The organism is Humibacter albus DSM 18994, from assembly GCF_000421825.1.
Lineage (GTDB): Bacteria > Actinomycetota > Actinomycetes > Actinomycetales > Microbacteriaceae > Humibacter > Humibacter albus.
Genome location: NZ_ATXT01000016.1, coordinates 394,110 through 421,105 on the forward strand (window position 1 = coordinate 394,110; position 26,996 = coordinate 421,105).

A 26,996-nucleotide genomic window follows, 5' to 3' on the forward strand; every position below is an offset into this window, starting at 1 on the left:
CACCACTGGCGAGTCACCACTGGCGGCGAACGGCCGCTTTCTCGCCCGTAGCCAGTGTCGCCGGTGGCACATCGTCGGCGACGATCGCGCCGGCCGCGATGACGGCATCCTTGCCGATGCTCACGCCGGGAAGGATGGTGGCACCCGCTCCGATCCACACGTTCTCGGCAACGTCGATCGGACCGCCGGTGAGCCACTCGCGCCGCTCGTGCGGATCGACCGGATGACCCACCGTGATGAAGGTGACCTTCGGTGCCACCATCACTCGATCGCCCAGCCGTATGCCCGCGTAGTCGAGGAACGTGCAGTTCTGGTTGATGAAGACGCGCTCGCCGAGTTCGAGGTTGCTGCCGTGATCGGTGAAGAACGGCGGATAGATCGTAAGGCGATCCGGCAGCGCGCGTCCGAGAATCTGTTCGAGCAGCGCCGCCTTGCCGGCTTCGTCGTCGAACGGCAGCACATTGAGGCGCGACGTGAGCGCTGTGACTTCGAGCACCCGCTGACTCATCGCGCGGAACTCTGGGCTGTGGATGCGTAGGAACCGATCGTGGGACATCTCCCGATGGTGCCGCGTGGCTCACGTCGCTGACCCGAGGCACGCCCGTGACCCCATACCATCGGCCGCGAACCAGAAGCTCCGGTCGCGGACGCCCCTCGCGGCGTCGCCGTCACGATTCCACACCGCTCGCACCTGCCCTTCGTCCGGTCCCCGAACACTCGCTCGGCACTGCTCGCCCCGCTCGCGACCGCCGTGCGCGACCCTCGCCCACGCGTCTCCACCGCCCACTCGGGTCGATCCAGTGCGGCGCCCGCACGTACGGCACGCCCCGCCTCATCTGAACGTGCCACCCCGAGCTGTCGATCGTGCGATGGTGATGCCAGCAGAGCAACACCCCGTTGTCAGTGTGAGTCGGTCCACCGCGCGCATACTCCTCGACGTGGTGAATCTCGCACCACCCGGCCGGGATCGTGCAACCGGGGATGGCGCAGCCGCCGTCACGAGCCGTGATCGCTTTGCGTTGTGATCCGTTGAAGCACCGGTCAGGAATGCCCAGCGCCACGAGCCGACCCGTGCTGTCGAAGAACGCCTTGCGGATGCCGCCGGTACAGGTGAACTGCCGTACCGCCTCCATGGAGATCGGCGTCTCGACGCCGTCGATCCAGCCCGCACCGTTCCCGGCCGCCAGATCGTCGACGTTCACATTGACCAGCACCGTCGGCGAAGCTCCGCCGTTCATCGGCGTCTCCGCCGAGCGGGTCGCCGCATCGATCGCCGCGGCGAAAGCATCGTGTCGCTGCTGTGCGGGCGTGCGGTCATCGGGCAGGGGAAGGACATCAAATTCGGTACCGGCATCGCCGGCGCCAGCCTCGCCCTCGGCACCAGCCTCGCCCTCGGCGTCGCCGGGCTGCGCGCCCGCACCACGCCGTAGGTCTGCATCACGCCGTACATCTGCACCGCGCCGTACATCTGCACCGCGCCGCGCATCAACGCCCACGCCCGTGTCAACACCGAGATCGACGAACCGTCCGGTCACCTTGGGTGACAGATGCGCGTCGAAGATGCGCTCGAGGCGGGCCGCGATCTCGGGCATCAACTGCATTCGATACCCGACGAGGCCGTCGCGTTCCCCGGTCTTCACGATCGATCGGTGGCGAAGTGCCTCGTGCTCGGCCGGTTCCACACCGTCGGGATCGAGCAGCGCTCGCCACACCGTGGCTTGCGCACGGGTCTGATCCGCGGTGAACGGAACCACCGCTTCGCCTGTCGTCGGATCGAAACCGCGCGCGCATCCGACGAGCGCCTCTTCCGCCGCGACCCGCGGCTCCGGGGCCGCGCGGTGCTCTACCTGCCGAAGCATCGTCACGACCACTTCGGCCGTGTCGGCACCTACTTCACCGGTTCCCACCGCCTCCGCCACCACGGGATATTTCGACTCTCCCGGGATGCCACCCAGCGACTCCTCGCGGCGCAGTGCGGTTCCCAGACGTGCCCTTCGCACCGCCGTGCGCTCAGCCACCTGCGTCACGCGTGCGATCAGCTCGGCTTCGTTGCGGCATCCACGCTGAGTGGACAGCCGGTCGGCGCCCAGGCTCTTGCGCGAACGATGCGAGACCTCGCCGGCGGCGCGCACGCGCCACCCGTCAACGAGGCGACCCAGCTCTTCGGCAGCTCGAAGCACACCGATGAGATCGTCGTCGGTCGCCGCCTGAAGTCCCCGCCCGTTCAGCGCGCCCCGGGCTCGCGACGCCAGCTCGCTGAAGACCTCGGCGACAGAGTTGACAATGTCGGCGTCGACAGAGCTGACACCACCGGCCGCAGCATCGTCCGCTGCCGCCCGTGTCGTCGCGAGGTCCGTCATGCCAGCAAGTCAACCAGCGACCACCGACATTTCAGACGACAAAAATCACCTCTGATCAGCATTGTTAGTAACTCGTGGAAACTCGTCTTGTGGACGGAGAGATGCGCTTGCCTTCCCTCGCACGTAGCCGCTCGGTTCTCGCATCGCACGCTCGAGCTCAGACCGCCGCAAATCCAGCCCACCGCGCGGACTTCCGCAAACGACCCCACTCCGCCTCACGATCGGGCCCATCGGCCCGCTGCCAAACTGGACATCGTGACCCCTGACGCCGAGCACCCTCAACCCGTGCCCACCGACCAGGCCGTCAAACCGACGCCCTCCGAACGACTCGCCGCGCCGGCGCGCTCCACCGGTCCCCTCCGCCCCGAAGTCGCCGCCGACAACGCGGCGCCGACCGCCGAGCGTTCCACCCCCGCCCCCGCCGACCGCCGCGCGCCCGCCGTCGCCCCCGCCGACCGCCGCGCGCCCGCCGTCGCCCCCGCCCGCGTCGCGATCGCCATCGCCATCACGCTCGCAGTCGCCGCGGCATCCCTGCTCCTCGGCGGCCTCACCTCGTTCGCGCAGACGTTTCTCCCGCCCGCGCTCGCTCCGTTCGCCAACTCGAACGGCGGCTGGGTCATCCTCGTCGTCATCGTGGTGACGATCGCACATCGCGGCCCGTGGATGTGCGCCCTCTTCGGCCTCATCGCCTTCCACTGCCTGCTCCAGGGCTATGCGATCGCCTCGACCCTGCGGGGGTTCCCCGACTCGTACGGGCCCGGCGACATCCTGTTCCTCCTGGCGTTCGTGGTCGGACCCGTCGTGGGCGTCGCCTCCTCATGGCAGTACTCCCCGCGCCACCCGCTGCGCGCGATCGGGTCCGGAGCGATCGGTGCGCTCCTGATCGGCGACGGCGTCGCATCCCTCGTGCGGGTCGCGGCTACCACTGGCTGGAGCTACTGGGTCATCCAGATCACGATCGGGGCGGCATACGTCGCGTACACGATCGCCCGCCGCCTGACCGGGTGGCGAACCCGACTGCTCTGCGGCGCCATCGCGGTAATCGGCGCCGCGTGTTGCTTCGGAGCGCTCGCCATCGTCATTCGGTGAGGATGCTCCTGCTCACCATCTCCACAAGCCACCGGCCGAGCTCAGCTCAGCATCACTCCGACGCCGGCCACCTCGCGGTCGCAACGGCCCGACCCGCCCCACGCTCACGCCAACGCCCGCACCGCACCGCGTGCCGCCTCGACGCGATCGGCGAGCCCGGCCGGGACCTGCGCCGGAAGCGCGTCGACCGGGAACCACCGCACGTCCTCGCTCTCCTCGCTCACCACGATCCCGACATCGGGGGAGACCACGGCGACGTACCCGACATCCCAGTGCGCGGCGCACGCGAATCCGCCGTGCAGTTCGTGCCGATCCAGGTCGGCGATCGGCGCGGTGAGGTCGCGTGCCGTCCCGAGCAGAACCAGCCCCGGAATGCCCGACTCCTCTCGTGCTTCACGCTGCGCCGTCTGCGCGATGGAGGCATCCGACTCCTCGACATGACCGCCGAACTGCACCCAGAACCCGCCCTTGCGATGAAAGCAGAGCAGCACGTTCGCGAGATCCGGCGAGACCACGAAGCACGAACCGGTGACATGCTCGAGGCCGCCGTCGCGTCGCAGCGCCGCTTCGCCCCGCTCGGAGACGAAACGCACGTAGTCGTCGCGCAGCGGTGACGGCGCGAGCGCCTTCAGGTCGTTCAGCAGCTCGTCGTGACGCACCGCTCCATCGTCGCAGAGCGTTGAGATCGACCGCCGATCGGCTGGCCGGCATAGCCCCGGGAGCTCGCCCATCCGCCGACGCCGACGGAGTTCATTCGTCGTTCAGCACCGGCGCCTTCCACGTGCTGAGACAGAACGGATGCCCCGCAGGATCGGCGAAGACGAGGCAGTGGTCGTCGTTGGGCTGGAAGTCGAACCGGGTCGCGCCCGCCGCGAGCACCCGCTTCTCGGTCGCGACCAGATCATCGACGTAGAAGTCGACGTGCAATTGCATCGGCACCGTGCCTTCCGGCCACGTCGGCGGTACATAGTCCGCGATCTGCTGGAAGCCGAGCTCTCCGTTCGGCCCGGTGACCGTCGCCCACCCCGCGTCACCGTGCGCGGCACCGCCTGTGATGTCGGCGTAGAAGCGTGCGAGTTCGAGGGCGTGCGGGGCGTTGATGGTCACGCCGCTGACAGAGATGCGATCCGACATGGAGACATTGTGCGCTCAGCCACCGACTCAGTCACGCGCCGCATCGCTGATCGGGGCGACGAACCTCGCAGCCGCCCGGCGTCCTGTGTTGCAGACTGGACGAATGCCGCTCGACGAAGAACTCGATGCAGTCTCTCCCGTGACGGCCGGCGCAACCGCCGATCGCGACACGACGCCTGCACCTGCCGCACACGAGGCGTCCTCGTTCCGCCGCGGCGACGTGGTCGCGGTGCGCAGCATCCGCGAGTTCGGCGCACGTGGGCACGCCGTCGGATTCGTTGTCGCCTGTCACGTCCTCGTCGACACCGATGACGTCTCCGTCGTCGCCACGGTGCCCGGATCCGACATCCGCCGCCGCAACGGCGAGGGCGCCGGCCCGAACGGCCGCCTGGTGCTTCCGGATGCCTGGGACGGCACCCACGGCGAGCACCGGTGGTCGGGTTCCACGGTCGTGCGTGTGCACCGGCACGGCGATCCATGGTCGGTCTGGCGCTGGCACGACGGCGAGAACTGGGTCGGCACCTGGTACGGAAACCTCGAGCAACCCTGGAGACGCACCGACATCGGCTTCGACACCTGCGACTGGACACTCGACGTCGTCTGCTCCGGAACACCCGGCGACCCCGATTGGAACGTGTACTACAAGGACGAGGATGAGCTCGCCTGGCTCCTCGACGTCGGCGCCGTCACCGAGGACGAGGCGGGTCAGGCACGTGACGCCGGGGAACGCCTCACCCACATCGCCCTCGACGGCGGCTGGCCGTTCGACGCCGACTGGGACGCCTGGACGCCCGACCCAGCCTGGCCTCCCGCCGTGCTGCCCGGCAACTGGCGCGAGTTGGTGTGAGGATGCCGGTAGCAGAGTTGCCCTCGCGATCCCTCGTTCTGGTCAATGGACTTCCCGGAGCAGGCAAGTCGACGCTGGCGGGGGCGCGCAAGACCAGCCGCCGCTGCTGGCTCGGCCTAGAGTGAGCACATGGTCGCGCTTCCTTCGCCCGCTGCCGATCCTGTGCCGCACCACCACCGCGAGATCGCGGAGTCGTTCGGGTCGGATGCCGCCCGCTACGATCGCGCTCGGCCGCACTATCCGCGGGCGCTCGCTCACGCCGTGCTCGACGGCCTGCCCGAGAAGCGGGTGTTGGACGTCGGAATCGGCACCGGGCTCTCCGCTCTCCCGTTCCGCGCCGAGGGCGCCGACGTGGTCGGCGTCGAGGTCGACGAACGCATGGCGGAGCTCGCCCGCGCCCGCGGTTTCGCCGTTGGCCTGGGTCGCTTCGAGGAGTGGGATGCCCGCGGTGCCGCCTTCGATGCTGTGATCGCCGGCCAGACGTGGCACTGGATCGCCCCGGACGCGGGCGCCAGCAAAGCCGCCGCCCTCCTGCACCCGGGCGGCCGCCTCGCCATCTTCTGGAACGCGGGCGACCCGGATCCAGACATCGCTGCAGCCTTCGGCGAGGTCTACCGGTCGGTCGACACCGGCCTGCCCTTCACGCCTTGGGCCGCCGGCGTATCCGCCGTCGATGGTTACCGGCACTTCCTCGACAAGGCGACCGATGGCATCCGCACGACGGGCGCGTTCGATGAGCCGGAGGCCCTGCGCTTCGACTGGCAGGCGACGATCACCCGGGATGCCTGGCTCGACTCGGTGCCGACGATGGGCGGGCACAACCGCATTCCCGCCGACGCGATGGATGCCCTTCTCGCCGGCCTCGGAAAGGCCGTCGACGAGCATGGCGGCAGTTTCACCATGCAGTACGCCACGGTGGGCTTGGCCGTCGCGCGTCGGTGACGGATGCCGGCGGCAAGCGAATCAGCTGAGGTTCGCCCGGCAGCGGCGGTTCGTACCTAGCTCGCCGGCCGCGCGAACAGGTTCACGAGGTTCCCGTCCGGGTCGCGGAACAGCGCCGAACGGTTGCCCCACGGCATCGTCGTCGGCTCGAGCACGACGTCGTCCAGGTCGTCGCGAAGCCGGGCGAACTCGCGGTCCACGTCGTCGACGAGAAACTCGATGATGACGGAGTCGTTCGCTCCGGCCTTCGGTGCGCGATCGCCCAGCATGGCGACGGTGGCCGTGCTGCCGATTGCGAGCGCACCGACCGCGGTGCGGAACTCGGCGAACACCGGCGCCGGGCGCACGGGCTCGATGCCGGTGACGAGTTCGTAGAACCGCGCGAGGCGGTCGACGTCGTCGGTGATGATGCGGATCGAAGCGAAGTCCATGGAGTCCCTTTCCGTGCGCCGCTGGGTCTGTCGACGCGACGGACCCAGCTTGCCCGCAGCCACCGACATCCCTCAGCTGCTGACGCCTGCCCGATGCGGGGCGACGGCTACGGCGGCTGCTCTCGGCGTCGTCCGCTGGTTCCCGTCAGACCTCCGCTGCTCGCACGACCGCCACCCCGAGCGGCGCAAGCTCGATCGAGTGCGCCACGTCGGTTCCGCCCAGCAGCTCCCGCCCGGCGAACGGCAGCGCGACACGGGCGACCTCGGTCTCCGAGTGGTTCATCACGAACAGGAACCGCGACTCCGCACTCTCGCGCAGCGCCACCTCGACGTCGGCGGGAGCGTCCGCGACCAGAGGACTCACGCCTGCCCGCGCCGCCTCGCCGTTCAGCACGCGGGACAGGGCGGATGCCTCCAGCCGCGTCCCGAGATAGACCACGTGTCCGTCGCCCACCGCGTTCTCGATCACCGCGGGGTGCCCCACGAGCAGGCCGTTCTCGTACACGGCTCGCACCGACGCGGACTCGGCGTGCAGGCTGTCCTGCCACCAGTCCGCCGTGGCGGTGAAGCCCTCGGCCACGTGTCCGCGACCGTCGCCCTCTCCGGTGGCGGCGGCATCCGCTGCGCTGGTGAGCGACCGCGTGGGCGAGTGGGAACGTCTCGTCACCGAGGGTCCCGGTGCGCAGCTGGATGCCACGGCCGGCCAGCTGGCATCGCTTGCCGCGGGAGACCCCGGGGTGATGGCGACGAGCGGGATTGCCGTCAGCCATCCGGATGCCGCCACTCGCTGGGGCATGTGCGGTCGCCTGACCACGTGGTCGCCCGGCGAGCACTGAGAGTCACCGCGAGAGCCGCAGGCGGGGCTGCGAGTGACGAGGGGTCAACGCGGGGTGAGCATTTCGTCCGCACGAGAACGGGCATTTGGCGCGGCGGTTCCTGACGAGAGACGATCGATCACTTCGTCCATCACCATCGCGACTGTTCCCGGCATGTCGACCGCGTCGGGATCGAGCAGCCACTGCACCTGTAAGCCGTCCATGACGGCGATGAGGGCATTGGCAGCACGGACCAACTCATCGCCGCCGACTCCGTCATGCGCGAACTCGCGCAGCACGCCCACGAGCTTTTCGCGCAGGGCGGCGGTGCGCCCCCGGAAGTACTCCTGCGCAGGATGCCCGTCCGTCACCGACTCGGCGGACAGCACGGCGTAGGTCTGCACGACGCCGCGCCGCTCGGTGTTGGCCTGGATCGTGTCGAGGATGTGGCCGACGAACGCCGGCCCGTCGACCTGCTCGCGCGCGGCGATGCCGTCGACTTCGTCACCGTCGCGGTACTGCAGCACGGCGATGAGCAGCCGTTCCTTGCTTCCGAAGTGATGCAGCACGCCGGCGTGCGTCATTCCCGCTCGCTCAGCGACCTCGGTGAGCGCCGCCTTGTTGTAGCCGCGAGCACCGAAGACGCTCATCGCGGCCTCGAGCACCGCCTCGCGCCGAGCGGCGGTGCCGGCACGAGCCTTCGGTGTGTGCACTGGCCGGCCGTCGGCTGCCATCAATGGGGGACTCCTCAGAGAACGGAACGGGTATTACTCTGAGCTTATTACTTACTGACATGTAAGTAAGTCTTTGACAGGATGAAGGTTCGGGCCGTGGTTCGGCGCAGACATCCCGCGTGCCGACCGACGAGATGAGACCGAAAGGGCGACCCATGGATTTGACGTCAGTCGTTGCCGTCGAGGCGACCTATGAGACCAGCAACACGCAGTGGAATCTGGCTTTCCTCACCCGCGAGCGCACGCCGGTTCTGTTCTTCGTCGACTTCGACCACGCGCACGCGCACACTCCCGAGGAGCTCGGCTGGGGATCGGCCGTGCTCGAGCCCTTCCAGCTCGCGTTCGCACCCGGAAGCGAGTGGAAATCCGACCACGCCGGCCGATGGAGCGCCGACGTGCGACCGAGACGCGAGTCGGACGGGCTTGTTCCGCTCGGGTGATCACCGGCGTCGTAGGCGACGCACGCTGACGAGTCCTCCACCGAGCCCGAGAATCAGCAGGGCGAGCACCGTCCAGGGCAGCGTGTCCGATCCGGTCGATGCCAGATCCTGCTCCGACGACGTCGAGGTTGCGCTTCCGGCGTCCTGTCCGGTGTGGGGACCGGTACCGGTCTCCGAGCCGTCGCCAGGCGTGCCGGTGCCCGTACCCGAACCATCGCCGGGATCCTGCCCGATCAGCGGATCGTCCGCAATCGGATCACCCTCGCGCGCCACGAGTTCGTAAACGCTGGGCACGACCCCGCCGGAACCGGAGAAGAGGATGCGCACGGCCGACACACCGTCGGCGTCGATCTTCGCCTCCTGGAAGACCTTGCCCGCATCCAGGACTCCGAGATCGTGCCAGCCCTCGGCATCCTGGTACTGGAGGCTTCCTGCCGCGGTCCCCACCACCGTCACGGACCCCAGGTGAGTCGGTTTGTCGAACACCCTCCCGAATCGCGCGCCCGTTTCGGGAACGGCCGCCGCGGTGAAGGCGGTGGCGACCGACGCATCGAACGCGTTCGTCGCGCTTGAACCCGCCGTCGGCGCCACATCCGTCTCCACCGGCATTGAGACGGGGGAGACCTGGAACTCGCGGATCTTCACCCACTTGGAACCCGGGTTCGGGTCCGTAGCGACCAGCCGCACGTACCGTGCCTTGACCGGGGACGCGAACGAGTAGGACACCAACGGCGCGTCGTCGAAGTGCGCAACCGTCGTCCAGTCCGTCCCGTCCGTCGAGTACTGCAGATCGGCGTGATACAGCATGTCGCCCGCCGTAGAGTCGGAATCCGCCTGGTGGATCGCCACGGCACCCACGGTCCCCACGGCGCCGAGATCCAGTTGTACGTAGTCGCCGACGGCCGGAGCGCTGTTCGACCAGTAGTACGAGGAGAGGTCGCCGTCGGTCATGTTCGATTTCGCGTACGCCTGATACTGACCGAGGTCAGCGCTGGCGGAGGGGGTTCCGGAATATGCCGGGGAGACCTGGAACTCGCGGATCTTCACCCACTTGGAACCCGGGTTCGGGTCCGTGGCGACCAGCCGCACGTACCGTGCCTTGACCGGGGACGCGAACGAGTACGAGACCAACGGCGCGTCGTCGAAGTGCGCAACCGTCGTCCAGTCCGTCCCGTCCGTCGAGTACTGCAGATCGGCGTGATACAGCATGTCGCCCGCCGCAGAGTCGGAATCCGCCTGATGGATCGCCACCGACCCGACGGTCGTCACGGATCCGAGGTCGACCTGCACCGCATCCCCCACCGCGGGGGCACTGCTCGACCAATAGAACGACGAGAGCTTCCCGTCCGTCATGTTCGATTTCGCGTAGCTGGAGTATTGCCCGAGGTTCGCCGTCGCACTCGCTGTCGCGGCATAGGGCGAGAACGAGTTGACGGGCGTGGCGCCCAGCCAGTCGTTGTAGAGGGAATGCGCCTTGTCGTTGAACGCCTGGAACACGCCGTCGCCCACGGCGGGCACGATCGAATCCGGCACGACCTGGTCGTTGCCCCCGAGGTCGGGTACGGTCTTCTGCTTCGCTCCGCTCACTTCGTCGAACGACGCGAGTATCGCCCTCGTGGCCTTCTCCCCATCGCCGGCCTTCATGGCCACGAGCGACGTGATCTCGTCCCGCATCGCGGATGCCCAGTGCGCGGCCGCGGCGATCCATGGCGCGGCGTCGGCGTAGAAGCCCGACTGCGCCATCTTCTTCAGGGTGTCCGGCGCGGCGATGATGGTCGCCAGCCGATCCTCGAGCGGCTTCATGCCCGCCGCGTCGCCGACCTGATACGCCTTCCAGAAGGCGTCGATGTCGGCCGACAACGCGGGCGCGAACTGTGAGGTCGACCGGTAGGGAGTCCAACTCTGGTTCAGATCCACGAACGCTGTGAGCGCATCCTGCACCGCCGCATCAGGGCCCGCGAGCTCCTGGATGATCGCGGTCTGCGTCGTCGCGGCGTCGTACTCGGGCGAGTTCCAGGTGTAGTCGCCGTAACCGGCGAGCGCGATCATCGACGCGTACGACTCGATCATCGGGTTCGAGGTGATGCCGTCGATCTTGGTGTACAGCTGAGCATCCCGACCGGTGAGCGGATTGAGGAACAGCCGGTCGCGCTGTCCGTCATTCACGGGGAGGTTGTCCCAGATGTACAGGTGGTCGGTGTGGTAGTTCGTGACGGCGGCGGTCACCGAGGACAGCGTGATCCGATCGCTGAAGACGCCCTCGCCTGTCCACTGCACTCGCACCGAGGGGTCCAGAGACGTGCCGAACGTCGTCTTGTACGCGCTTGCTCCTGACCCGCTGTACTGCGTCGGCACCGTCTGCAGGGGCTGCAGGTGATGCGGCGTGATGTAGTCGGACACCAGCTCGTTCAGGTAGTGCGTCTGTGCCTTCGCGACATCGTAGGAACCACCGGTCGTGAACTGAGCCGAATCGGCCGCACAGTGCGCCGACGTGTCGATGTCATCGAGCGCGACGTAGAACGAGCTCACCCCGATCTCACGTAGCTGGTCGAACTTCGCCTCCGTCGCCTTCAGGTCGTCGGCCGACGAGTAGCAGATGGTGTTGCCCGGCGAGAGTGCGTACGTGAAGTTCACGTGGTTCTCGTTCGCGGCCGACACCAGCTCGTTCAATTGGCCCAGCTGCCCCGCGGGGTACAGCTCACGCCACTGACTGCGCAGGTACGGGTCGTCCTTCGGCGTGTACACGTAGGTGTTCATCTTGTGCTTGCCGTCGAACGTCATCATGTCGAGGCGCGCCTGATGCGACCACGGAATGCCGTAGAAGCCCTCGATCTCCCCGCGGATGCTCATGAGCGGCCAGTCACGCACGGTCACGGCGGGGACGACTCCCTCGGTGACGATCTGGGAGAGCGTCTGAACCGCGTAGTACGTGCCCGCAGCGTCGATGCCATCGAGCACGAGAGCCCTGTGACCGCCCGTCGTTCCGCTACCGAGCGCGTAGCCCTCCGCTTCGATGTCGGTGGAGCCGTCGAGGCCGATGCCGGCAAGAACGGCCGATATGGCCGGGTTGTCATCGGTGGTGCCGAGATACACGGCGTCACCGGCGGGTGCGCTGGTCACCAGCTTCGGTGTGCCTCCCGCCGCCGTGATGACCTGCTTCAGCAAGCCCTCCGCGCTCGCGTCCGTCTTCTCCCCGACGACCACAGTGACTGTCCCTGTCAGCGAGAACTCGACGCCGCCCACGCTCTCCTGCTGTGGCGCGGGAAGTATCTGCGGCAGGGACGCGGCCTGAGCTGCCGGCACGTGCTCGGTCGCGACCACACCACCGGCGAGGGCCACGGCCAAGACGCCGCTCAGCAGAACTCGGGACGCCTTCATGCGTACGGTCCTCATCGTCATTCCGTCCTTGGAATCAGGCGATCGTCGCGCCTGGCAGCGCGCCGAGAAGCACGGCGCCGGTGCCCGTCGCGAACGCCGCACTCGGGCTCTTCGCACTCGTGACGCATTCTTTCCGTCGCGCCACCGCGATGTTATCGCTCTACATGCCCCCTGCGCCACTGTCAGCAAAGGGCGAATTCGCGGGAGTCTCCATCACGGCATCGATAACAGTGCAAGCGAGTCGGCCCTCGCTTGCGAAAGGACGGCGAACGGAGAGTGCGGCGCTCAACTCGTCGCGTACGCCGCGAGCAACTCCTGCAGCAGCGCCGTCGTGGCCGGCCCCGGCGATCGTCGGGTCACGACGTTGAACTCCCATTCGATGGGATCCGAGAGCGAGACGCGCACGACGTCCCCGCCCGGCGGGGTGAGCGCCTCGGGAAGGAGCGCGACTCCGAGCCCGGCCGCCACGTATGCGGGAATGGATGCCGTCTCCGTGGCCTCGACCGCGACGTCCCGCACGATGTTCCTCGCGCCGAACGCGGCATCGAGCACATTTCGGTTCCCGAACCCCACGGGAGCGTCCACGAATCGCTCGGCGGCGAGCTCGCGCAGTGAGACGGACGTGTGACGGGCACGTTCATGACCGACGGGGAGAAGTGCGACGTAGGGCGTCGTCACCAGCCGGTGCGCGGCGAGTCCGGGCGCGGCGGAGGCCGGCAGGCCGAACAGGCTGAGGTCGAGCCGGCCTCGCCGCACGTCCTCCGCAAGTCTCATCGAACCTGCCGATGATGCCCGCAGCCTCAGGTCGACGAGCGGGTGCGACCGATGGAACGCGCCCACGACGCGCGGGATAGCCATATAGCTCACGCTCGAGAAGACACCGATCCGCAGCTCACCGCGCAGTTCCCCGCGGGGGTCGGCGGCCGTGCGCGCCCGCGCCTCCGCTTCGGCGAGTTCACGCAGAGCGGGCAGCACGGCCTCGCCGGCCGCCGTCACTCGAACGCCGCGCTGATCACGCTCGAAGAGCTCGGTTCCGAGCTCCCTCTCCAGGGCGCGGATGCCCGCGGAGACCGTCGACTGCACCGCGTTCACCCGCTGGGCCGCGCGCGTGAAGCTCAGTTCGTCGGCCACGGCGATCGCGTACTCCGCCTGCCTCGTGTCCATGCGCACAGGCTACGCGATGATCGACAGGGTCGATGGCATCCATTCAATGTATTCGTTGGACACGATGGGGGCTTCGCGCGACGCTCGAAGCATGACCAGCACGACCACGAACCCGATACCCACCGCCGAAGCGTCCGCAGCGCCCGCTCGTGTCGGCGCCTCACGCCTGCCGCACGGCGCAGGCTTCTGGATCATCGCTCTCGCGTTCTTCACCGAGATGGCGTTCTGCGCGGTTCCGACCCCGCTCTACGCGATCTATCAGCAACGCGACGGTTTCCCCGTCATCGTGCTCACCGTCATCTTCGTGTCGTACGCGATCGGCGTGATGCTGAGCCTCTACCTCGCGGGTCACCTCTCAGACCGGCTCGGGCGTCGCCGGGTCATCCTCGCGTCGCTGCTCATCACACTGCTCGCCGCGATCCTGTTCCTGATCTGGAATGACGTCGCGGGCCTCATCGTCGCGCGCTTCGTCAACGGTCTGGGCGTCGGCATCCTCACCGCCACGGCGACCGCACATCTGACCGAGCTCGGTATCGCCGCGAAGCACGCGCCGGAGCGCGCACCGATCATCGCGACTTTCGCCAACCTCGGCGGCATCGGGTTCGGGCCCCTGATCGGCGGGATCATCGCCACGTGGTCGGCTCGCCCGCTCGTCGTGCCATTCGTGCTCTTCGCCGCGCTCCTCGCGGTCGAGATCATCGTCGTCGCCTTCGTGCCGGAGACCGTCGAGCCGAGCGAGGAGCGCCCCGCCTATCGGCCTCAGCGCATCGCGGTGCCCGCCGACCGACGCGGTGCCTTCTGGGCTGCCGCCGCGGCGGCGTTCGGGGTGTTCGCAGTGTTCGGCACGTTCATGGGCCTGTCTTCCACGTTCCTCGTGGGCATCCTCGGGCAGCACTCCGCCCTTCTCGCCGGCGTGGCGCCGTTCATCCTCTTCGTCGCCGCGGCTTCGGCCCAGATCGGCACCGTCAGGCTCGGACTCCGCTCGCAACTGGGCCTCGGCATCGCCCTGGCCATCGGCGGTCTCGTCACGGTGGGCATAGGGGCCATGTTCGCCACGCTCGCCGTCTTCCTCATCGGCAGCGGTGTGACCGGAGCAGGCATCGGCATCCTGTTCCGCGGCGCGCTCGTCACCGCGGGATCAGCGGCCGTTCCTGAACGACGCGGCGAGGCGCTCGCCGGTGTCTTCCTCATCGCTTACGCAGGCATGACGCTGCCGCCGCTCCTGGCGGCCGCTGCTTTGAGCCTCTGGCCGACCCTGGACGTGCTGCTCGGCCTCACGGTCTTCGCTGCGATCCTGGTCGCGGTCGCGGGGTCGCGCATGATCCGCCGCTGAGGGAGACCCCTCCACGCCGCCGGCGCACCGTGTTCCCGACGCGCCACCCGTTCGCGCTGCACAACGGCGGGGCGGGCTCGGCACGCCTCATCGCGATCGGATGCTCACCACGGCACCACCTGGTCGCGGTAGTCGCGGAACACCAGGCCCGGTTCTCCCGCATGACGTTCGAGGGTGTCGACGATTCCGGGCACGCTCTCGGCGACCGTCAGCGGGGCGTTCTCCGCTTCTCTTCACGCTTCGTCATTCACAGGCCGCCAACGTGCCGTCTCGACGGCGGCCCTGCTCACGTGTGCACACCCGACGCCGAGCCACCACCACCACCACCGCCACCGATGGGGGTGCCGATCCGGGAATCGATGCCGAAGAGGCGCGCCGCGTTCCCCGCGGTGAAGGCCGCGCGATCTTCCTCTGTCTCGAACCCGGCGAGGAATCGCTCGATGTCCTCCGCACTCGGGCTCTGGAACGGGTAGTCCGTCGAGAACAGAAGTCGATCCACGCTCGTCACCTCCAACGCGTGCCGCAGCAGCGCGGGGCTCAGCATGCCCGAGCAGGTCAGATGGAAGTTGGCGCGGATCGTCTCTGCCACAGTCTTCTCCAGCCCGGCGATGCGCGCGAGGCTGTCGGCGCGGTCGGACCAGAACGGCAGCAGCTCGCCCCAGTGACCGAGGACCACCTGAAGCTGAGGATGCCGGTCGAACGTGCCGCGCGCGATCAGCCGGAGAGCGGCCGTAGCGGCCTCGACGTGCCATCCCCACCCGAACGTGGCGAGCGCCAGCTCCGTCATCTCGTCGAACCCGGCATAGGCGGCGTCCCGGATGCTCCGCGGGGGAATCTGAGGATGAATGAAGATCGGCGCGCCCAGCTCGGCCGCCGAGGCGAACAGCTCATCGAAGGCGGGGTCGTCGAGCCGGCGGTCGCCGACGCGACCGTAGACCATTGCTCCAACGTGACCGAGCGCCGCGGCGCGCTCCAGTTCAGCTGCACACGCAGCGGGGTCGGAGAGCGGGAGGGTCGCCATCGAGCGAAGGCGCCGAGGATGCCGGCGAACGGCATCGATCGCCGCATCGTTCAGATCCCTGCTCATCGCGACCGCATCGGCCGGATCGAGCACTCCCGCGCCGGGCGGCGCGAGTGAGATGACCTGAACATCGATTCCCTGCGCGTCCATCGCTGTCAGACGGCCGTCATCGAGGTCCGACAAGCGCTCGAGAGTGTCACCGAACTCGTTCAGCGCGAGGCTGTCGTCCGCTCGCTCGGGCGGCAAGGAACCGAGCGCGGCGGTCAGCCCGAGAGTCGTCCAGTGCTCTTCTATTCCGATGATCGTCATGTCCACCACTTCTTCGCTCGCACCGGCATGTTCGCTAAACACGCGTAGAGCGAAACAGTATCAGGTTTCGCTCAACACTCGTATAGTGAACGGATGAGCTCGACACGGCAGGCGAAACGCGCCGCGACAGCGCAGCGAATCCTCGAGGCCGCGCAGGAGGAGTTCGCCCTTCACGGCTTCGGCGGCGCGACCATCCGTTCTATCGGAGAGCGGGCGGGCGTGCATCCCTCACTCGTGATGCAGCACTACGGCTCCAAGGCCGATCTGTTCGCCATCGCGGTCAAGCTCCCCTCCGACGACGATCGGAGCACGGCGGATCATCTCGCCGATGTTCTCGACGTGCGCCTGACCGACCTGCCGCCGCAGACCCGGGCGCTCGTCAAGTCGATGCTGACCTCTCCCGAGGCCGAGGCGCACATGCGCGATTTCCTCCAGGAACGCATCGAGAACCTCACGGCGTCCATGGAGGGGTCGGATGCCGCAGCCCGCGCGACCATCGCAGTCAGCGGCATCCTCGGCCTCACCATCGCCCGACACTTCCTCAGCCTTCCCGCGTTCGACGAGGTGACACCCGACGAACTGAGGCGCGCCGCCCGCGAGTGGGCGGACGCGGTGGCGCAGCCGACGGAACCGCCGGGCTCGGAGCCCGGGTCGCGATAGGGCTTCGAGCATTTCACGGTCGGATGCCCTCGAGCTGCAGTTCGACGTGCCGTCGCCAATCCGCATCATCGGGCATGTTGGCCATGGCTCCCCGAGTGACCCGCACGAAGTCGTCGACGCCGAAGTCCGCCCGGAGCACGGCGGCATCGACTGCTCGCTGAACGATCCGCGACACGACCTCTCGGAAGGCCTCCTTCTGTGCGGCGATCGACTCCCATCGCGGTTCCTCGGGTCCGAGCAGCGCTCTCCGGAAGGCGGAGTCGGCGCAGACCGACTCGAGGTAGCCGTAGAGGAGGCGCTCGAACGCCTCTCCCGCGTCCGTCAACTCGTCGACAGAGCGCGCCAGCTCGGTCGCCGCTTCGAACCTGCGCCCGACGATCGCGGCGAGCAGCGCCTGCTTGTCGGCGAAATGGCGGTAGACCGTCCCCACGCCCAGGCCGGCGCGTGCAGCGACCTCCTCGATCTGCGCTTCGTCTCCCTGTTCGCCGAAGAGCTCACCGGCCGCCGCGAGGATCGCCTCACGGTTGCGGCGCGCGTCCGCGCGCAGGGGCCGAGTCGGAGCCGTCATGGCGCTTCAGTGTAGTTGAGGTCGGGTGGATGAGTTGTGTTATCGTGAACCGGAATTCCGATTCCGCTTAGAAAGAGATGAACATGATCGTCGTCACCACACCCACGGGACAGATCGGGCGCAAGCTCGTGGAGAATCTGCTCGATCGAGGCGAAAGTGTGCGAGTCATCGTGCGCGATCCTGCTCGGCTCGCGGACGACATCCGCCAGCGCGTCGAGATCGTGGTCGGCACCCACTCCGATCCAGCCGCGCTCGATGCTGCCCTGCCGGCAAGCGACGCACTGTTCTGGCTGGTTCCGCCGGATCGCACCGCGTCGAGCGCTCGTCAGCACTACCTCGACTTCGCCAGGGCGGCGACGGCCGCGATCCGCCGTCACGACGTCGGCCACGTCGTCGGCATCTCCAGCGCCGGTCACGGGTGGACCGATCCGGCAGGAGTGCTCTCGGCGGCGTTCGCCATGGATGCCGAGCTCGCCGCCTCCGGCGCCCACTACCGCGCGCTCTCGCTGCCGTTCTACCTGGAGAACCTGCTGGGCCAACTGGACTGGATCCGCGATCAGGGCGCGTTCGCCCTGGCGGCTCCCGCCGATCGACCTTTCGCGACGATAGCGACGGATGACATCGCCCGGGCCGCGGCCGACCTGCTCACCGACCGGAGTTGGCGGGGTCAGGAAGATGTCCCGGTGTTCGGGCCGGATCGTCTCACTCCAGGCGAGATGGCCGAGGTCATGAGCGAGGAACTGGGGCGCGCGGTCGCCTACCGGGCCATGACCATCGACGAGCTCGCGTCGAGCATGCGCGCCGGTGGCGCAACGGATCGTGCCGTGCGCGACACGACCGAGATGTTCCAGGCTCAGCTCGACGGCATCTACGACGCGGATTGGGCTGTGGCAGAGCGTGCGAGCACCGATTTCCGCACCTGGTGCCGGAACGTGCTGGAGCCTCGCGTCGTAGCGCGCACCGGCATCGCGAGCTGACGATCGGGGGGCGAGGCCTGTCGTCGCCTAGCGATCCGACGGCGCGGTCGGCTTCGCCTCCTGCTCCGCCGCGGCGAGGATGTCTTTGATTTCGTCGGTGGCGAAGCCCGATCTGATCGCCCACAGGTACGCCACAAGGCCGACGAGGACTTCGACCACCATGCCCCACGGGAATCCGAGAACCGGATGTTTCAGCGGGCCGTACACGCCAAGGTAGCCGACGAGCATCGAGGCCAGAAGCAGCCAGATCAGCCACCAGTTCGCGGTGACATGTTTGCGTCCCTCGGTCTCGGAGAACACCCAGACGGCCGCGCAGAAGGCGATCACGAGGGCACAGAACACGACGAAATAGAAGGGGAACGGCCATCCACCGGGACGCTGGCCACCCCCTGTGGTCAAGACCCATCCACCGGCGATCGCCACCCAGATCCAGAGAGCGAAGAAGACGATGCTGATCACCGCGCTCGGCACGGCCTTGATCCAGCCGCGCCGCCAGGCGTAGTAGGCGGTGAAGAACGGCAAGCCGATGAAGGTCGCGGTGAAGACGTTGGCCAGCGTCGAGAATCCGCTCCAATAGAGAATCAGCACCGCGGCCAGAAACGAAACGGGAGACCAGAACTGGTACCACTTGAGCCGGAACGGACGGTTGAGGGCGGCCGCGGTGCGTCGCAGCACCGGAAGACCCGCTCCGCCCATGATGTAAGTCAGGACCGCAGCGGATGAGATGAAGCCGACCAACTGATACCAGCTGGGGGCCGGGACGAAGAACACGCAGGCGACCACGGCCGAGACCACGAGGGGCAACCAGGGGATACCGAAGCGGTTGTTGCGGGTGAACGCCTTGGGGATGTTGCGGTGCACGCCGAGTCCGTACCCGGTGCGAGCGGCGGTGCCGAGGTACACCCAGCCGGTCGCCAGCGGCGACACCGCCGCGTCGATCAGCAGGAAGACGCCGAGCGCGGCGAGCGCGGCGATGTTCGCGGAGTCCAAAGCATGGAAGAGCGGCCCGTCGGCCCATCCTCCCTTGACGAGCTGATCCCACGCCCCCTGCTTCAGACCCATGTCCGCCCAGTTGATCGCGCCGATGAAGGCGACCTGCAGCAGCGTATAGATGGCGGCGGGGATCACGATCGACCCGATCGTGGCCAACGGCACATTGCGCTGCGGGTTGCGCACCTCGCCGCCGTAGTCCAGCGCCTGCCTGAAGCCGAGCAGCGAGAAGATGATCCCGGTGGTCGCGATCGCATGGAAGATCGGCGGCACGCCGAGCGGAGCGAATCCGCCATATGACGTGAAGTTCTGGCCCTTCAGAATGAAGAACAAGAAGATGAACGTCAGCGTCGGCAATGCGATCTTCCAGAGCGTCACCCACTTGTTCGACTCGGCCAGGAACTTCGCGCCGAAGAAGTTGAGCACGAAGAACAGTGCCGTCAGCCCGAAGCCGGCCAGAATCCCATTCGGCCAACTGAGGACGTCCACGCCCTGCACGGTCGTCAAGAATCCCGTTCCCGGAAACTTGCCGCCGAGGTAGGTGAGAGTCGCCTCTGCCTCGATAGGAGGAATCGATACCACCGAGAGCCAGTAGGCCCAGCCGATGATCCAGCCGGAGAGTGAGCCGTGCGTCAGATAGGTGTACCGCACGATCGCGCCGGAGCGGGGCAGCATGGCTCCGAGCTCGAGGTAGGTCAGCGCGATGAGGAAGACGAGGACCGAGGCGATGATCCACGAGAGGATGGCCGCTGGTCCGGCCACTCCGGCGGCGGCGAGAACGCCGAACAGCCATCCGGAACCGATCTGTGCACTGACGCCGAGGAGGAGGAGCTGAGTGAACGACAGCCGTCGCCTGAGGCTGCTGTCCGCGACTTCAAAAGATCCGGTGACCGGTGCTGGATCGTCTTTGACACTTGTCCGGCTCACGAGTGACACCCCTTCATGTCGTTCGCCGGCGCGCATTTCAACCGGCTCCGTTATGGCCGTTCGTCTCTCAATCTACGCTCGGGACTGCTCGGGCCAGGGACCACGCTGCTCTCTGGCCGGATACGCCCGGGCGGAGTCGGCCCGTCGTGAACGGGCTCGGCACCGTCGCCGCGCTCGATCGCCCGAGAACCCTGCGCGAGAGCGAGCATTCCCAGCATGAGGCGCGAGTCCGCATAGACGCCGCGGGCGACGAAGGTCGCGAGCCGATCCGGGCTGGGGGCCCTGTCACCGCCGGTCACACCCTCCGGAAGCCCCAGTTCGTACCGCGCCACCGCATCCGCAGCTCGCGCGTAGACGAGCACCGTCTCGAGATCGGAGCGGATGCCCCACCCCGAGATCACGCGCAGCTCACGATCGAGCGCCGCGGCCGCGTCGTCCGCCCCGGGCGACCACCCCATCGCATCGACGACCTGCGCAGCGGTCACGCGAGAGCCGTTCTCCGCCGAACCATCGGCATCCGTCGTCGAGGGCAGTCCCAGCGCGGCCGCCTGCACCGCCCCCATGAGCGTGACCGGATCACCGGCGCGCACGACCTCCACGACCTCGCGAACGCGCTCGATCGGCAGCCCGACGACCTGACGCAGCGTATGGATCAGCACCAACCGTTCGACGTGCGATTCGTCGTAGACGGAGGTCGTCGCATTCCGCTTCGCACCGGGCTCGAGCAAGCCCTCGCGCAGGTAGTACTTGATGGTGCTCACCGGCGTGTGACTCACGTGGCCGAGTTCCTGAAGCTTCACGGAACACCCCGATCGGATAGTGAAATGGCCGCCCGCTATCCACGATGACACCGTTAGATAGTGCCACTACCTTAGCGGTTGTCATCCCGACGACCACAAGGAGTCCGCCATGATCGCACTACCCATCCTCGCCATCGCACTGATCGCGGCTCGGCTCGGAATCTTCCTGCACCTGCACGTCGCGCACCGCGAGTTCAGCCCGCTGCGCAACACGGTCAGCGACTACGGAACTGGGCGCACGCGGCCGGAGTTCACTCTGATGGCCGCACTCTCGATGCCCGCCTACGCGTTCGTCCTGATCACCTGTTCTCTGACCGACATGGGCCCGACCTGGGCGCTCATCGCCGGCGCCATCGGCGTGCTGGCCGGTGCGGTCATGCCGCTCCTTCCGACAGATCTGACGGGCACGAAGATCACCGCCACGGGCGTCACGCACTGGGTGCTCGCGATCATCCAGTTCGCCGGGCTCTTCGTCGCCATGACGAATCTCGTGCTGCCTGCGAATGCCTCGCCCCTCGTCTTCGAGATCATCACCTGGATCGTGCGCATCACCTTCTACGCTTTCCTCGTCACGCTTATCCTGCCGAAGCTGCGGCGCTCGGTCATGGGTTTGGCAGAGCGCCTGTTCGTCACCGCGACGGCACTGTGGTTCATGACGGTCGCCGGATACCTCATCGCGCTCGGGTGAGGATGTGGTAGTCCCCGGCGTCGCCGCCGATCAACCGCGAGGTCCAGGGATAGGGATGCGGGTCGGTTCCCTCAGGATCGCCCTGCCCCCGGAAGCCCCAGCGCGAGGCGGGCGGCGTCGTCGAAGAGGTCGTCGGCAGTGCGGCCGGTTCCGGTGAAGTAGTCGCCGATCGCGCGGGTGGCGACGGGGAACCGCGCCCGCAGTTGCTCCACCGACGGTGCCGGGCCTTCGGGCGGAGGCGACTGCTCCTCGAGGACCCAGCCCACTGTGAAGCGTTCGCCGACCAGCACGAGCAGTCGGGCATCCCGGGCATCCATTCCCCGCTGTACGAGCGTGGCCATGGCCGTCTCGGAGAAGTCACCGCGTCGTAACGAGTCCCGGGCTCCCGAGATGATGCGCGCGCCGTCGCGGTGCTGCAGCAGCGCAGCCCGCAGCGCCCGCAGCGCCTCGAACAACCACTCGCGCCCGTCTCCCACGCCGGCCGGGGGCGGCACTGCGGCGATCGCCTCGTCCATAACGGCGTCCGCGAGAGCATCCAGCAATTCGGACTTGTTCTTCACATGCCAGTAGAGGGTGGGCGCCTGCACGTTCAGCCGGGCGGCGAGGATGCGCAGACTCAGGCGATCGAGACCCTCCTCGTCGACGAGGCGGAGCGCTTCGTCGAGCACACGCTCCCGATTCAGCGGCATCGGGACTCCTCTGCTTGCACATCGACTCTTACAGTGTTAGAAACATCGTAGTTCTCTAACACCGTAAGAGGGAGATCGTGATGAAGGCAGCCGTGGTCTCACGCGCCGGTGGCGTGCCCGAGTATCGAGACTGGCCGGAGCCGGAGGCGCACGACGGCGAGGTCGTCGTGACGGTCGAGGCCGTGGCCGTGGAGAACGTGGATCGCGCCATTGTCGCGGGCACGCACTACACGTCGGCCGCCTTCCAATCGGCGCTTCCGGCGGTCCCGTGCTTCGACGGCATCGGACGCCTGCCCGATGACACGCTCGTGGGCTTCGGCGGCCTGCAACCACCGGAGGGCGCCCTGGCCGAGCGTGTCACCATACCGGCCGGGTATGCCGCTCCGATCCCCGAGGGGATCGAGCCGCCCGTGGCCGCCGCGCTCTCGTCAGCGATCAGCGGCATGCTCGGCTTGCAGGCCGCGGGCAGCTTCCGGCAGGGCGAGACGGTGCTCGTGCAGGGCGGCACCGGTGTCGCCGGGCGGCTCGCGATCCAGATCGCCAGGCTGCTGGGTGCGGCACGCGTCGTGGCGACCGGGCGCGACGACACGGCACTGAACGAGCTGCTCGACCTCGGGGCAGACGCGACGATCAACACCGCCGTCGATGACAAGGCACTGATCGAGGCTTACCGCGAGCACGCAGGGAACGGATACGACGTGGTCGTCGACTACCTCTGGGGCCGCCCGACGGAGTTGCTCACCCGAGCGCTCATCCCCACGAGCTTCTCACTGGGCACCCCTACTCGGCTCGTTCAGATCGGAGAAGCGGCCGGATCAGGCATCCGACTCAGTGCCGACGCGCTGCGCACCTCCGGCCTGGAGATCTACGGTGCGAGCCGCAACGCCGCAGTAGGCATGTCCACGGCCTACCGCCAGGTCGTCGAGTGGGTACGCAACGGCGAGCTGACGGTCGCCGTTGAGACCATGCCCCTCCGCCAGATCGCCGAGGCATGGACGAGAGCCGACCTCCGCGGACGGCGGCTCGTCATCATCCCCGGCTGAGCTCGCCCGAACGATCACTGCCACGGAACACGAACAGGAGAACACCATGAACGCATTCACCCAGCGCCTGCACCACCTCACGCACCGTGTGCCCGGGGTACCCGCGCACACGGAGAGTGCCAATGCTCGCGGCCAGCGGGCCGCCGAACAGCGGCACGGCCAGCGCCACCACGGTCACGGGCTGAGGAGCCCGAACAGTCACCACCAGAACCCACCACGAATCCTCGTGGGCTGGCAGCACCGCATCGCCCGCCTCCTGCACGCCGAGCAGCCAGGGCAGTAGCGTGCTCCCGCCAGGTGCCGGCGCACCCACCCCTTGACGCCCTCGGTTCGCCGCCGTAGCCTCCGGGCATGGTCGAGCCCATCACCTCGAAGCAGTTCCATGAGTCACCGGGCGTCGAAGACTGGCGCGTGCTGTCGGACGGCGCCGCAGCCTACTTCGCGACCGGTTCTTTCGCGAAGGGGCTGGAGTTCGTCGACCGAATCGGTGCGCTGGCGGATGCCGCGAATCACCATCCCGACATCGACCTGCGATATCCCGCGGTGCTCGTGAAGCTGATGACCCACGAGGTGATGCCGAACGGATGGTTGAGCGAGCGCGACGCCGCTCTTGCCGCTCAGATCTCCGAAGTCGCTCGCGAACTCGACATTCCGACCGACCCCACGAAGGTGCATACGCTTCAGATCGCTGTTGACGCGCTCGACATCCCGAAGGTGCAGGCCTTCTGGGCCGCGCTGCTCGGGCGGACGGCCACCGAGGACGACCTGTTCGATCCCGACGGTATGGCCCCGAACTTCTGGTTCCAGCAGATGGATGCCGAGCGCCCCCAGCGCAATCGCATCCACATCGACTTCTACCTCCCAGCCGACCAGGCCGAAGCGCGCGTCGCTGCCGCTCTCACGGCCGGTGGAACCGTCGTGCGCGACAACGGTCCACAGTGGTGGACGCTCGCCGATCCCGAGGGCAATGAGGTCGACATCGCGCCGTGGCCCGACACCTGGGCCGGCTCGGACGAGTAGCGGGCGACGCCGCGGCTTCGGGTTGCGGCCGGACATCCTGATCTAGTGTCCGCCCCGCGCTGAACTGGATCCGCGAACGATGAGGTCGGCTGCCATTTCTATTCGTGGAGGCTCGGCCTCGAAAGCCGCGGGTCGCATCGCCATGGCGGACAAGAGCATCCTCACCGCGGCGGCCCCCATCTCAGCGGTCGGCTGTCGGACGGTTGTCAGTGGCGGCCTGGCCGCGTGCGCCTCGGGAGTGTCATCGAACCCGACCACGCTGATGTCGTTCGGGATCGTGAGGCCGAGCTCTGCAACCGCGTCGTAGACACCGAGAGCCATGATGTCTGAGCAGGCGAAGAACGCGGTGATGTCGGGATGTGTTTCCAGAAGGTGCCGACTCTCGTCTCGTGCGCGTCCCCGGTCCCAGTCCGCGTGTGCGACGTGGATGCTCGCATCGAGCTGGCGGACGTCCACGCCGGCTCGGAATCCGTCTACTCTGGCGCGACTGTAGAGATGCGTTCGGATGCCCGCAACGATGCCGAACCGCCGATGGCCGAGCGCGAGGAGGTGTTCGGCCGCGATCTGCCCGCCGTTCCAGTTGGCGACACCCACGCTGGGGACCTCCCGCGGCGGCTTGCTCATCGGATCGATGAGCACCAACGGGACGTTCGCGGCGGAGAGCATCCGGAACTGCGTGGACGACGGATCGACGAGAACCACTACGGCGCCCGATGACGGACGGCGCAGGAGCCGGGAAGCCCAGTCTCTGCCGTGTGTTGCCATCGAGATCACGACGTCGACGTCTGCGGCGGCGGCCGCCGCCTCGACGCCCGTGAGAACCGAGTTCGCCCAGGAGCCCGCAACGTGGTTGACGACGAGGTCGATCATGGTGGGCCGCTCCGCGAGCCGCTCCGAGCTCGCGCCACGACGGTGGTAGTCAACGGCGCGCACCGCTTCCATCACCCTCATGCGCGTGCTCTCCGAGACATCAGTTCCACCGCGGAGCACCTTCGACACGGTGGGCACGCTCGTGCCGGCCAGCTCCGCAACCTGACTGAGAGTGGGGCGTCCTCGCGGAGATTCGCTCTGCATGAGTGGATGCTACCGCGAAACTTGCGCAAACTGACCGCCTATTGCAGCTTGCATTCCTAGGAATCGCCTGCGAGCATATGGTCTGCAATCGAACAAATACCAAGAAGTTTGCGCAAGTCGCGACTCCTGGCATCCCACGTTCAGCGACGAACCCAACTCGAAGCTCGGGTTGGCGCGCAGGAGGATTCAGCATGAACAACTCACACGCCGCAGCGAGTCTTTCGCGCCGCGGTTTCCTGGCAGCGACGGGCGGCGTCGCGGCCGCCACGCTTCTGGCCGCGTGCTCGGGGGGCACCAGCGCCAAGCCGATCAAGTTCTGGAACATGCCCTGGGGTGGAGTCGACTTCGCCCCGACCGACAAGAAGATCACCCTGGCATATGAGCCGGCGGGCGACCTGCCGCCCGCCACGTATCAGTCCGTGCAGTGGGCGAACTTCACGACGACGTTTGCGTCTGCCGTTGCTTCGAACACCGGTCCCGCGGTGAGCAGCGGTAGCGGTACCCAAGCGTTCCAGTTCTCGAAACAGCATCACATCGCCTACGCGGACGATCTGCTGGACTCCTGGAAGAAGAACGGCCTGTACGACGACTTCCTGCCGGGCGTGCTGGACGCGATGAAGACGCCGGCCGGCTACGTCGCCGTTCCCTACAACCTCGACATGCGCGTGCTCTGGTACCGCAAGGCGCTTCTCGAGAAGGCGGGCGTCACTCCACCCACGGATTGGCAGTCGTACCTGGATGTTTGCGAAAGCTTGAAGAAGATCGGTGCGTACGGCTTCGGCATCGCTTCAGGTGCTCAGGGCAACGGCTTCCAGATTCTGGTCGGGCTCCTCATCAACAACGGCGGCGGTCTGTTCGATGCGGAACAGAAGCCGAACTGCGTCACTCAGGACAACATCGATGCCCTCGATTTCGTGGTGGAGATGGTCCGGAAGGGCTATATGGATCCCGGAAGCGTCGGTTACTCGACGACCAATGCGTACTCGCAATGGAAGGCCGACAAGTTCGCGATGGGCTTTGAGAGCCCGGGCCTCGCGCAGCAGGTCGGCGGAGAAGCGGGGCCCGACATGTACGTCGGTGACCCCCTCGTCTCCGCCAACGGCAAGAAGGGCGCGCTGTACTTCCCGAACAACATCATGATGTACACGAACACTCCGTCCCAGAAGGGGTCTGAGGCGTTCCTGACCTATTACTACAAGCACATGTCGCCGCTGTGGACGAAGAACACGGGCATCGGGCTCCCTGTGCTCAAGTCCATCGCCGCCACGAAGGAGTTCCAGGCGGATCCCAATGCGGCCAAGATGATCTCGGTGTGGCAGCCGATCTGCAAGACCTGGGCGGCGCCGGGCGGAGCCGCCCTCTTCTCGAACGTGACGTTGGTCGACAGCACCCCCGCGATGTCGACCTTCGCTCAGAGCGTGCTCTCACTCAAGGCGACGCCGAAGGAGGCTCTGACCACGCTTCAGAACACGCTCGTGTCGCAGATGAAGTGACGCTCGGTCACGAGTCGCCCGCCGGGCTCGGCGTCGTTCGTGCCACAAGACGGTGGGCCGTCGGTTGTTC

General features: G+C 67.5%; 27 protein-coding genes. 12 read left to right on the top strand and 15 right to left on the bottom strand.

All coding sequences use genetic code 11. The features are described 5' to 3' along the window. Positions 1–13: 13 nt before the first annotated feature. Positions 14–556: a sugar O-acetyltransferase gene (locus H623_RS0113315; protein ID WP_022901433.1), complete on the bottom strand. Its 543-nt coding sequence runs from the start codon at positions 554–556 to the stop codon at positions 14–16. Between the two features lie 112 nt (positions 557–668). Next, positions 669–2,360 carry an HNH endonuclease signature motif containing protein gene (locus H623_RS0113320; RefSeq protein ID WP_022901434.1) on the bottom strand — a complete coding sequence of 564 codons (1,692 nt, stop codon included), beginning with the start codon at positions 2,358–2,360 and terminating at the stop codon, positions 669–671. Positions 2,361–2,645: 285 nt separating this feature from the next. Here H623_RS0113320 and H623_RS0113325 point away from each other — a divergent pair, with 285 nt between their 5' ends. Next, the gene (locus tag H623_RS0113325) at positions 2,646–3,449 is read left to right on the top strand and encodes a DUF6518 family protein (protein ID WP_022901435.1); all 804 of its coding nucleotides are present in this window, start codon (positions 2,646–2,648) and stop codon (positions 3,447–3,449) included. A gap of 104 nt (positions 3,450–3,553) precedes the next feature. Here the strand turns inward: H623_RS0113325 and H623_RS19950 are convergent, their stop codons facing one another. Continuing rightward, positions 3,554–4,108 (bottom strand): NUDIX hydrolase, encoded by a 555-nt coding sequence (locus H623_RS19950; RefSeq protein WP_022901436.1) that lies wholly within the window; start codon positions 4,106–4,108, stop codon positions 3,554–3,556. 91 nt (positions 4,109–4,199) lie between these two features. Next, complete coding sequence (locus tag H623_RS0113335) at positions 4,200–4,583, bottom strand: VOC family protein (protein WP_022901437.1); 384 nt, start codon at positions 4,581–4,583, stop codon at positions 4,200–4,202. Between the two features lie 103 nt (positions 4,584–4,686). On the opposite strand from H623_RS0113335, the gene H623_RS21215 reads away from it, so the two are divergent. Together H623_RS21215 and H623_RS0113345 are read left to right on the top strand one after the other, a co-directional pair. Beyond that, positions 4,687–5,430, top strand: coding sequence for a DUF402 domain-containing protein (locus H623_RS21215; RefSeq protein ID WP_022901438.1), 744 nt, complete (start codon positions 4,687–4,689; stop codon positions 5,428–5,430). Positions 5,431–5,559: 129 nt separating this feature from the next. Beyond that, positions 5,560–6,372: a class I SAM-dependent methyltransferase gene (locus tag H623_RS0113345; protein WP_022901439.1), complete on the top strand. Its 813-nt coding sequence runs from the start codon at positions 5,560–5,562 to the stop codon at positions 6,370–6,372. Positions 6,373–6,428: 56 nt separating this feature from the next. Here H623_RS0113345 and H623_RS0113350 read toward each other — a convergent pair whose 3' ends face one another. The 3 genes from H623_RS0113350 to H623_RS0113365 form a co-directional block, all read right to left on the bottom strand. After that, entirely contained in the window at positions 6,429–6,803 is a 375-nt protein-coding gene (locus H623_RS0113350; protein WP_022901440.1) for a VOC family protein, read from the bottom strand. A 145-nt stretch (positions 6,804–6,948) separates the two neighbouring features. Beyond that, on the bottom strand, positions 6,949–7,599 hold the full coding sequence (locus H623_RS0113355; RefSeq protein ID WP_084485998.1) for a beta-galactosidase trimerization domain-containing protein: 651 nt from the start codon (positions 7,597–7,599) through the stop codon (positions 6,949–6,951). 84 nt (positions 7,600–7,683) lie between these two features. Continuing rightward, positions 7,684–8,352 (bottom strand): TetR/AcrR family transcriptional regulator, encoded by a 669-nt coding sequence (locus H623_RS0113365; protein ID WP_022901443.1) that lies wholly within the window; start codon positions 8,350–8,352, stop codon positions 7,684–7,686. Positions 8,353–8,507: 155 nt separating this feature from the next. Between H623_RS0113365 and H623_RS0113370 the strand changes: the two genes are divergently transcribed. After that, positions 8,508–8,792: a hypothetical protein gene (locus H623_RS0113370; RefSeq protein WP_022901444.1), complete on the top strand. Its 285-nt coding sequence runs from the start codon at positions 8,508–8,510 to the stop codon at positions 8,790–8,792. Here the strand turns inward: H623_RS0113370 and H623_RS21515 are convergent, their stop codons facing one another. Both H623_RS21515 and H623_RS0113385 read right to left on the bottom strand, forming a co-directional pair. After that, positions 8,793–12,170, bottom strand: a complete 3,378-nt coding sequence (locus H623_RS21515) for a glycoside hydrolase family 84 protein (protein ID WP_022901445.1) — start codon at positions 12,168–12,170, stop codon at positions 8,793–8,795. It lies immediately after the preceding gene. Between the two features lie 285 nt (positions 12,171–12,455). Beyond that, positions 12,456–13,334 (bottom strand): LysR family transcriptional regulator, encoded by an 879-nt coding sequence (locus H623_RS0113385; RefSeq protein WP_022901447.1) that lies wholly within the window; start codon positions 13,332–13,334, stop codon positions 12,456–12,458. Positions 13,335–13,425: 91 nt separating this feature from the next. Here H623_RS0113385 and H623_RS0113390 point away from each other — a divergent pair, with 91 nt between their 5' ends. Beyond that, positions 13,426–14,667, top strand: coding sequence for an MFS transporter (locus tag H623_RS0113390; protein WP_026940331.1), 1,242 nt, complete (start codon positions 13,426–13,428; stop codon positions 14,665–14,667). 286 nt (positions 14,668–14,953) lie between these two features. Here the strand turns inward: H623_RS0113390 and H623_RS19965 are convergent, their stop codons facing one another. Next, entirely contained in the window at positions 14,954–15,997 is a 1,044-nt protein-coding gene (locus H623_RS19965) for an amidohydrolase family protein (RefSeq protein WP_084486036.1), read from the bottom strand. A gap of 93 nt (positions 15,998–16,090) precedes the next feature. On the opposite strand from H623_RS19965, the gene H623_RS0113405 reads away from it, so the two are divergent. Further along, on the top strand, positions 16,091–16,657 hold the full coding sequence (locus tag H623_RS0113405) for a TetR/AcrR family transcriptional regulator (RefSeq protein ID WP_022901451.1): 567 nt from the start codon (positions 16,091–16,093) through the stop codon (positions 16,655–16,657). A 13-nt stretch (positions 16,658–16,670) separates the two neighbouring features. Here the strand turns inward: H623_RS0113405 and H623_RS0113410 are convergent, their stop codons facing one another. Beyond that, on the bottom strand, positions 16,671–17,225 hold the full coding sequence (locus H623_RS0113410; protein WP_022901452.1) for a TetR/AcrR family transcriptional regulator: 555 nt from the start codon (positions 17,223–17,225) through the stop codon (positions 16,671–16,673). Positions 17,226–17,308: 83 nt separating this feature from the next. Here H623_RS0113410 and H623_RS0113415 point away from each other — a divergent pair, with 83 nt between their 5' ends. After that, positions 17,309–18,202, top strand: coding sequence for an NAD(P)H-binding protein (locus tag H623_RS0113415; RefSeq protein WP_026940332.1), 894 nt, complete (start codon positions 17,309–17,311; stop codon positions 18,200–18,202). Between the two features lie 27 nt (positions 18,203–18,229). Here H623_RS0113415 and H623_RS0113420 read toward each other — a convergent pair whose 3' ends face one another. Beyond that, positions 18,230–20,119 carry an APC family permease gene (locus tag H623_RS0113420; protein ID WP_033372019.1) on the bottom strand — a complete coding sequence of 630 codons (1,890 nt, stop codon included), beginning with the start codon at positions 20,117–20,119 and terminating at the stop codon, positions 18,230–18,232. A gap of 50 nt (positions 20,120–20,169) precedes the next feature. Next, positions 20,170–20,919 carry a MerR family transcriptional regulator gene (locus H623_RS0113425; RefSeq protein ID WP_022901455.1) on the bottom strand — a complete coding sequence of 250 codons (750 nt, stop codon included), beginning with the start codon at positions 20,917–20,919 and terminating at the stop codon, positions 20,170–20,172. A 109-nt stretch (positions 20,920–21,028) separates the two neighbouring features. Between H623_RS0113425 and H623_RS0113430 the strand changes: the two genes are divergently transcribed. Then, on the top strand, positions 21,029–21,607 hold the full coding sequence (locus H623_RS0113430) for a DUF998 domain-containing protein (protein WP_022901456.1): 579 nt from the start codon (positions 21,029–21,031) through the stop codon (positions 21,605–21,607). 71 nt (positions 21,608–21,678) lie between these two features. Here H623_RS0113430 and H623_RS0113435 read toward each other — a convergent pair whose 3' ends face one another. Further along, the gene (locus tag H623_RS0113435; RefSeq protein WP_022901457.1) at positions 21,679–22,296 is read right to left on the bottom strand and encodes a TetR/AcrR family transcriptional regulator C-terminal domain-containing protein; all 618 of its coding nucleotides are present in this window, start codon (positions 22,294–22,296) and stop codon (positions 21,679–21,681) included. 80 nt (positions 22,297–22,376) lie between these two features. On the opposite strand from H623_RS0113435, the gene H623_RS0113440 reads away from it, so the two are divergent. From H623_RS0113440 to H623_RS0113450, 3 genes are all read left to right on the top strand, one after another. Continuing rightward, the gene (locus H623_RS0113440; protein WP_022901458.1) at positions 22,377–23,339 is read left to right on the top strand and encodes a zinc-binding dehydrogenase; all 963 of its coding nucleotides are present in this window, start codon (positions 22,377–22,379) and stop codon (positions 23,337–23,339) included. Positions 23,340–23,385: 46 nt separating this feature from the next. Then, the gene (locus H623_RS21820) at positions 23,386–23,622 is read left to right on the top strand and encodes a hypothetical protein (protein WP_157560981.1); all 237 of its coding nucleotides are present in this window, start codon (positions 23,386–23,388) and stop codon (positions 23,620–23,622) included. 68 nt (positions 23,623–23,690) lie between these two features. Continuing rightward, positions 23,691–24,359, top strand: coding sequence for a VOC family protein (locus tag H623_RS0113450; protein ID WP_022901460.1), 669 nt, complete (start codon positions 23,691–23,693; stop codon positions 24,357–24,359). Between the two features lie 42 nt (positions 24,360–24,401). On the opposite strand, the gene H623_RS0113455 is transcribed toward H623_RS0113450, so the two are convergent. Beyond that, complete coding sequence (locus tag H623_RS0113455; RefSeq protein WP_022901461.1) at positions 24,402–25,433, bottom strand: LacI family DNA-binding transcriptional regulator; 1,032 nt, start codon at positions 25,431–25,433, stop codon at positions 24,402–24,404. 191 nt (positions 25,434–25,624) lie between these two features. Between H623_RS0113455 and H623_RS0113460 the strand changes: the two genes are divergently transcribed. Further along, entirely contained in the window at positions 25,625–26,926 is a 1,302-nt protein-coding gene (locus H623_RS0113460; protein ID WP_022901462.1) for an ABC transporter substrate-binding protein, read from the top strand. Positions 26,927–26,996 lie beyond the last annotated feature (70 nt).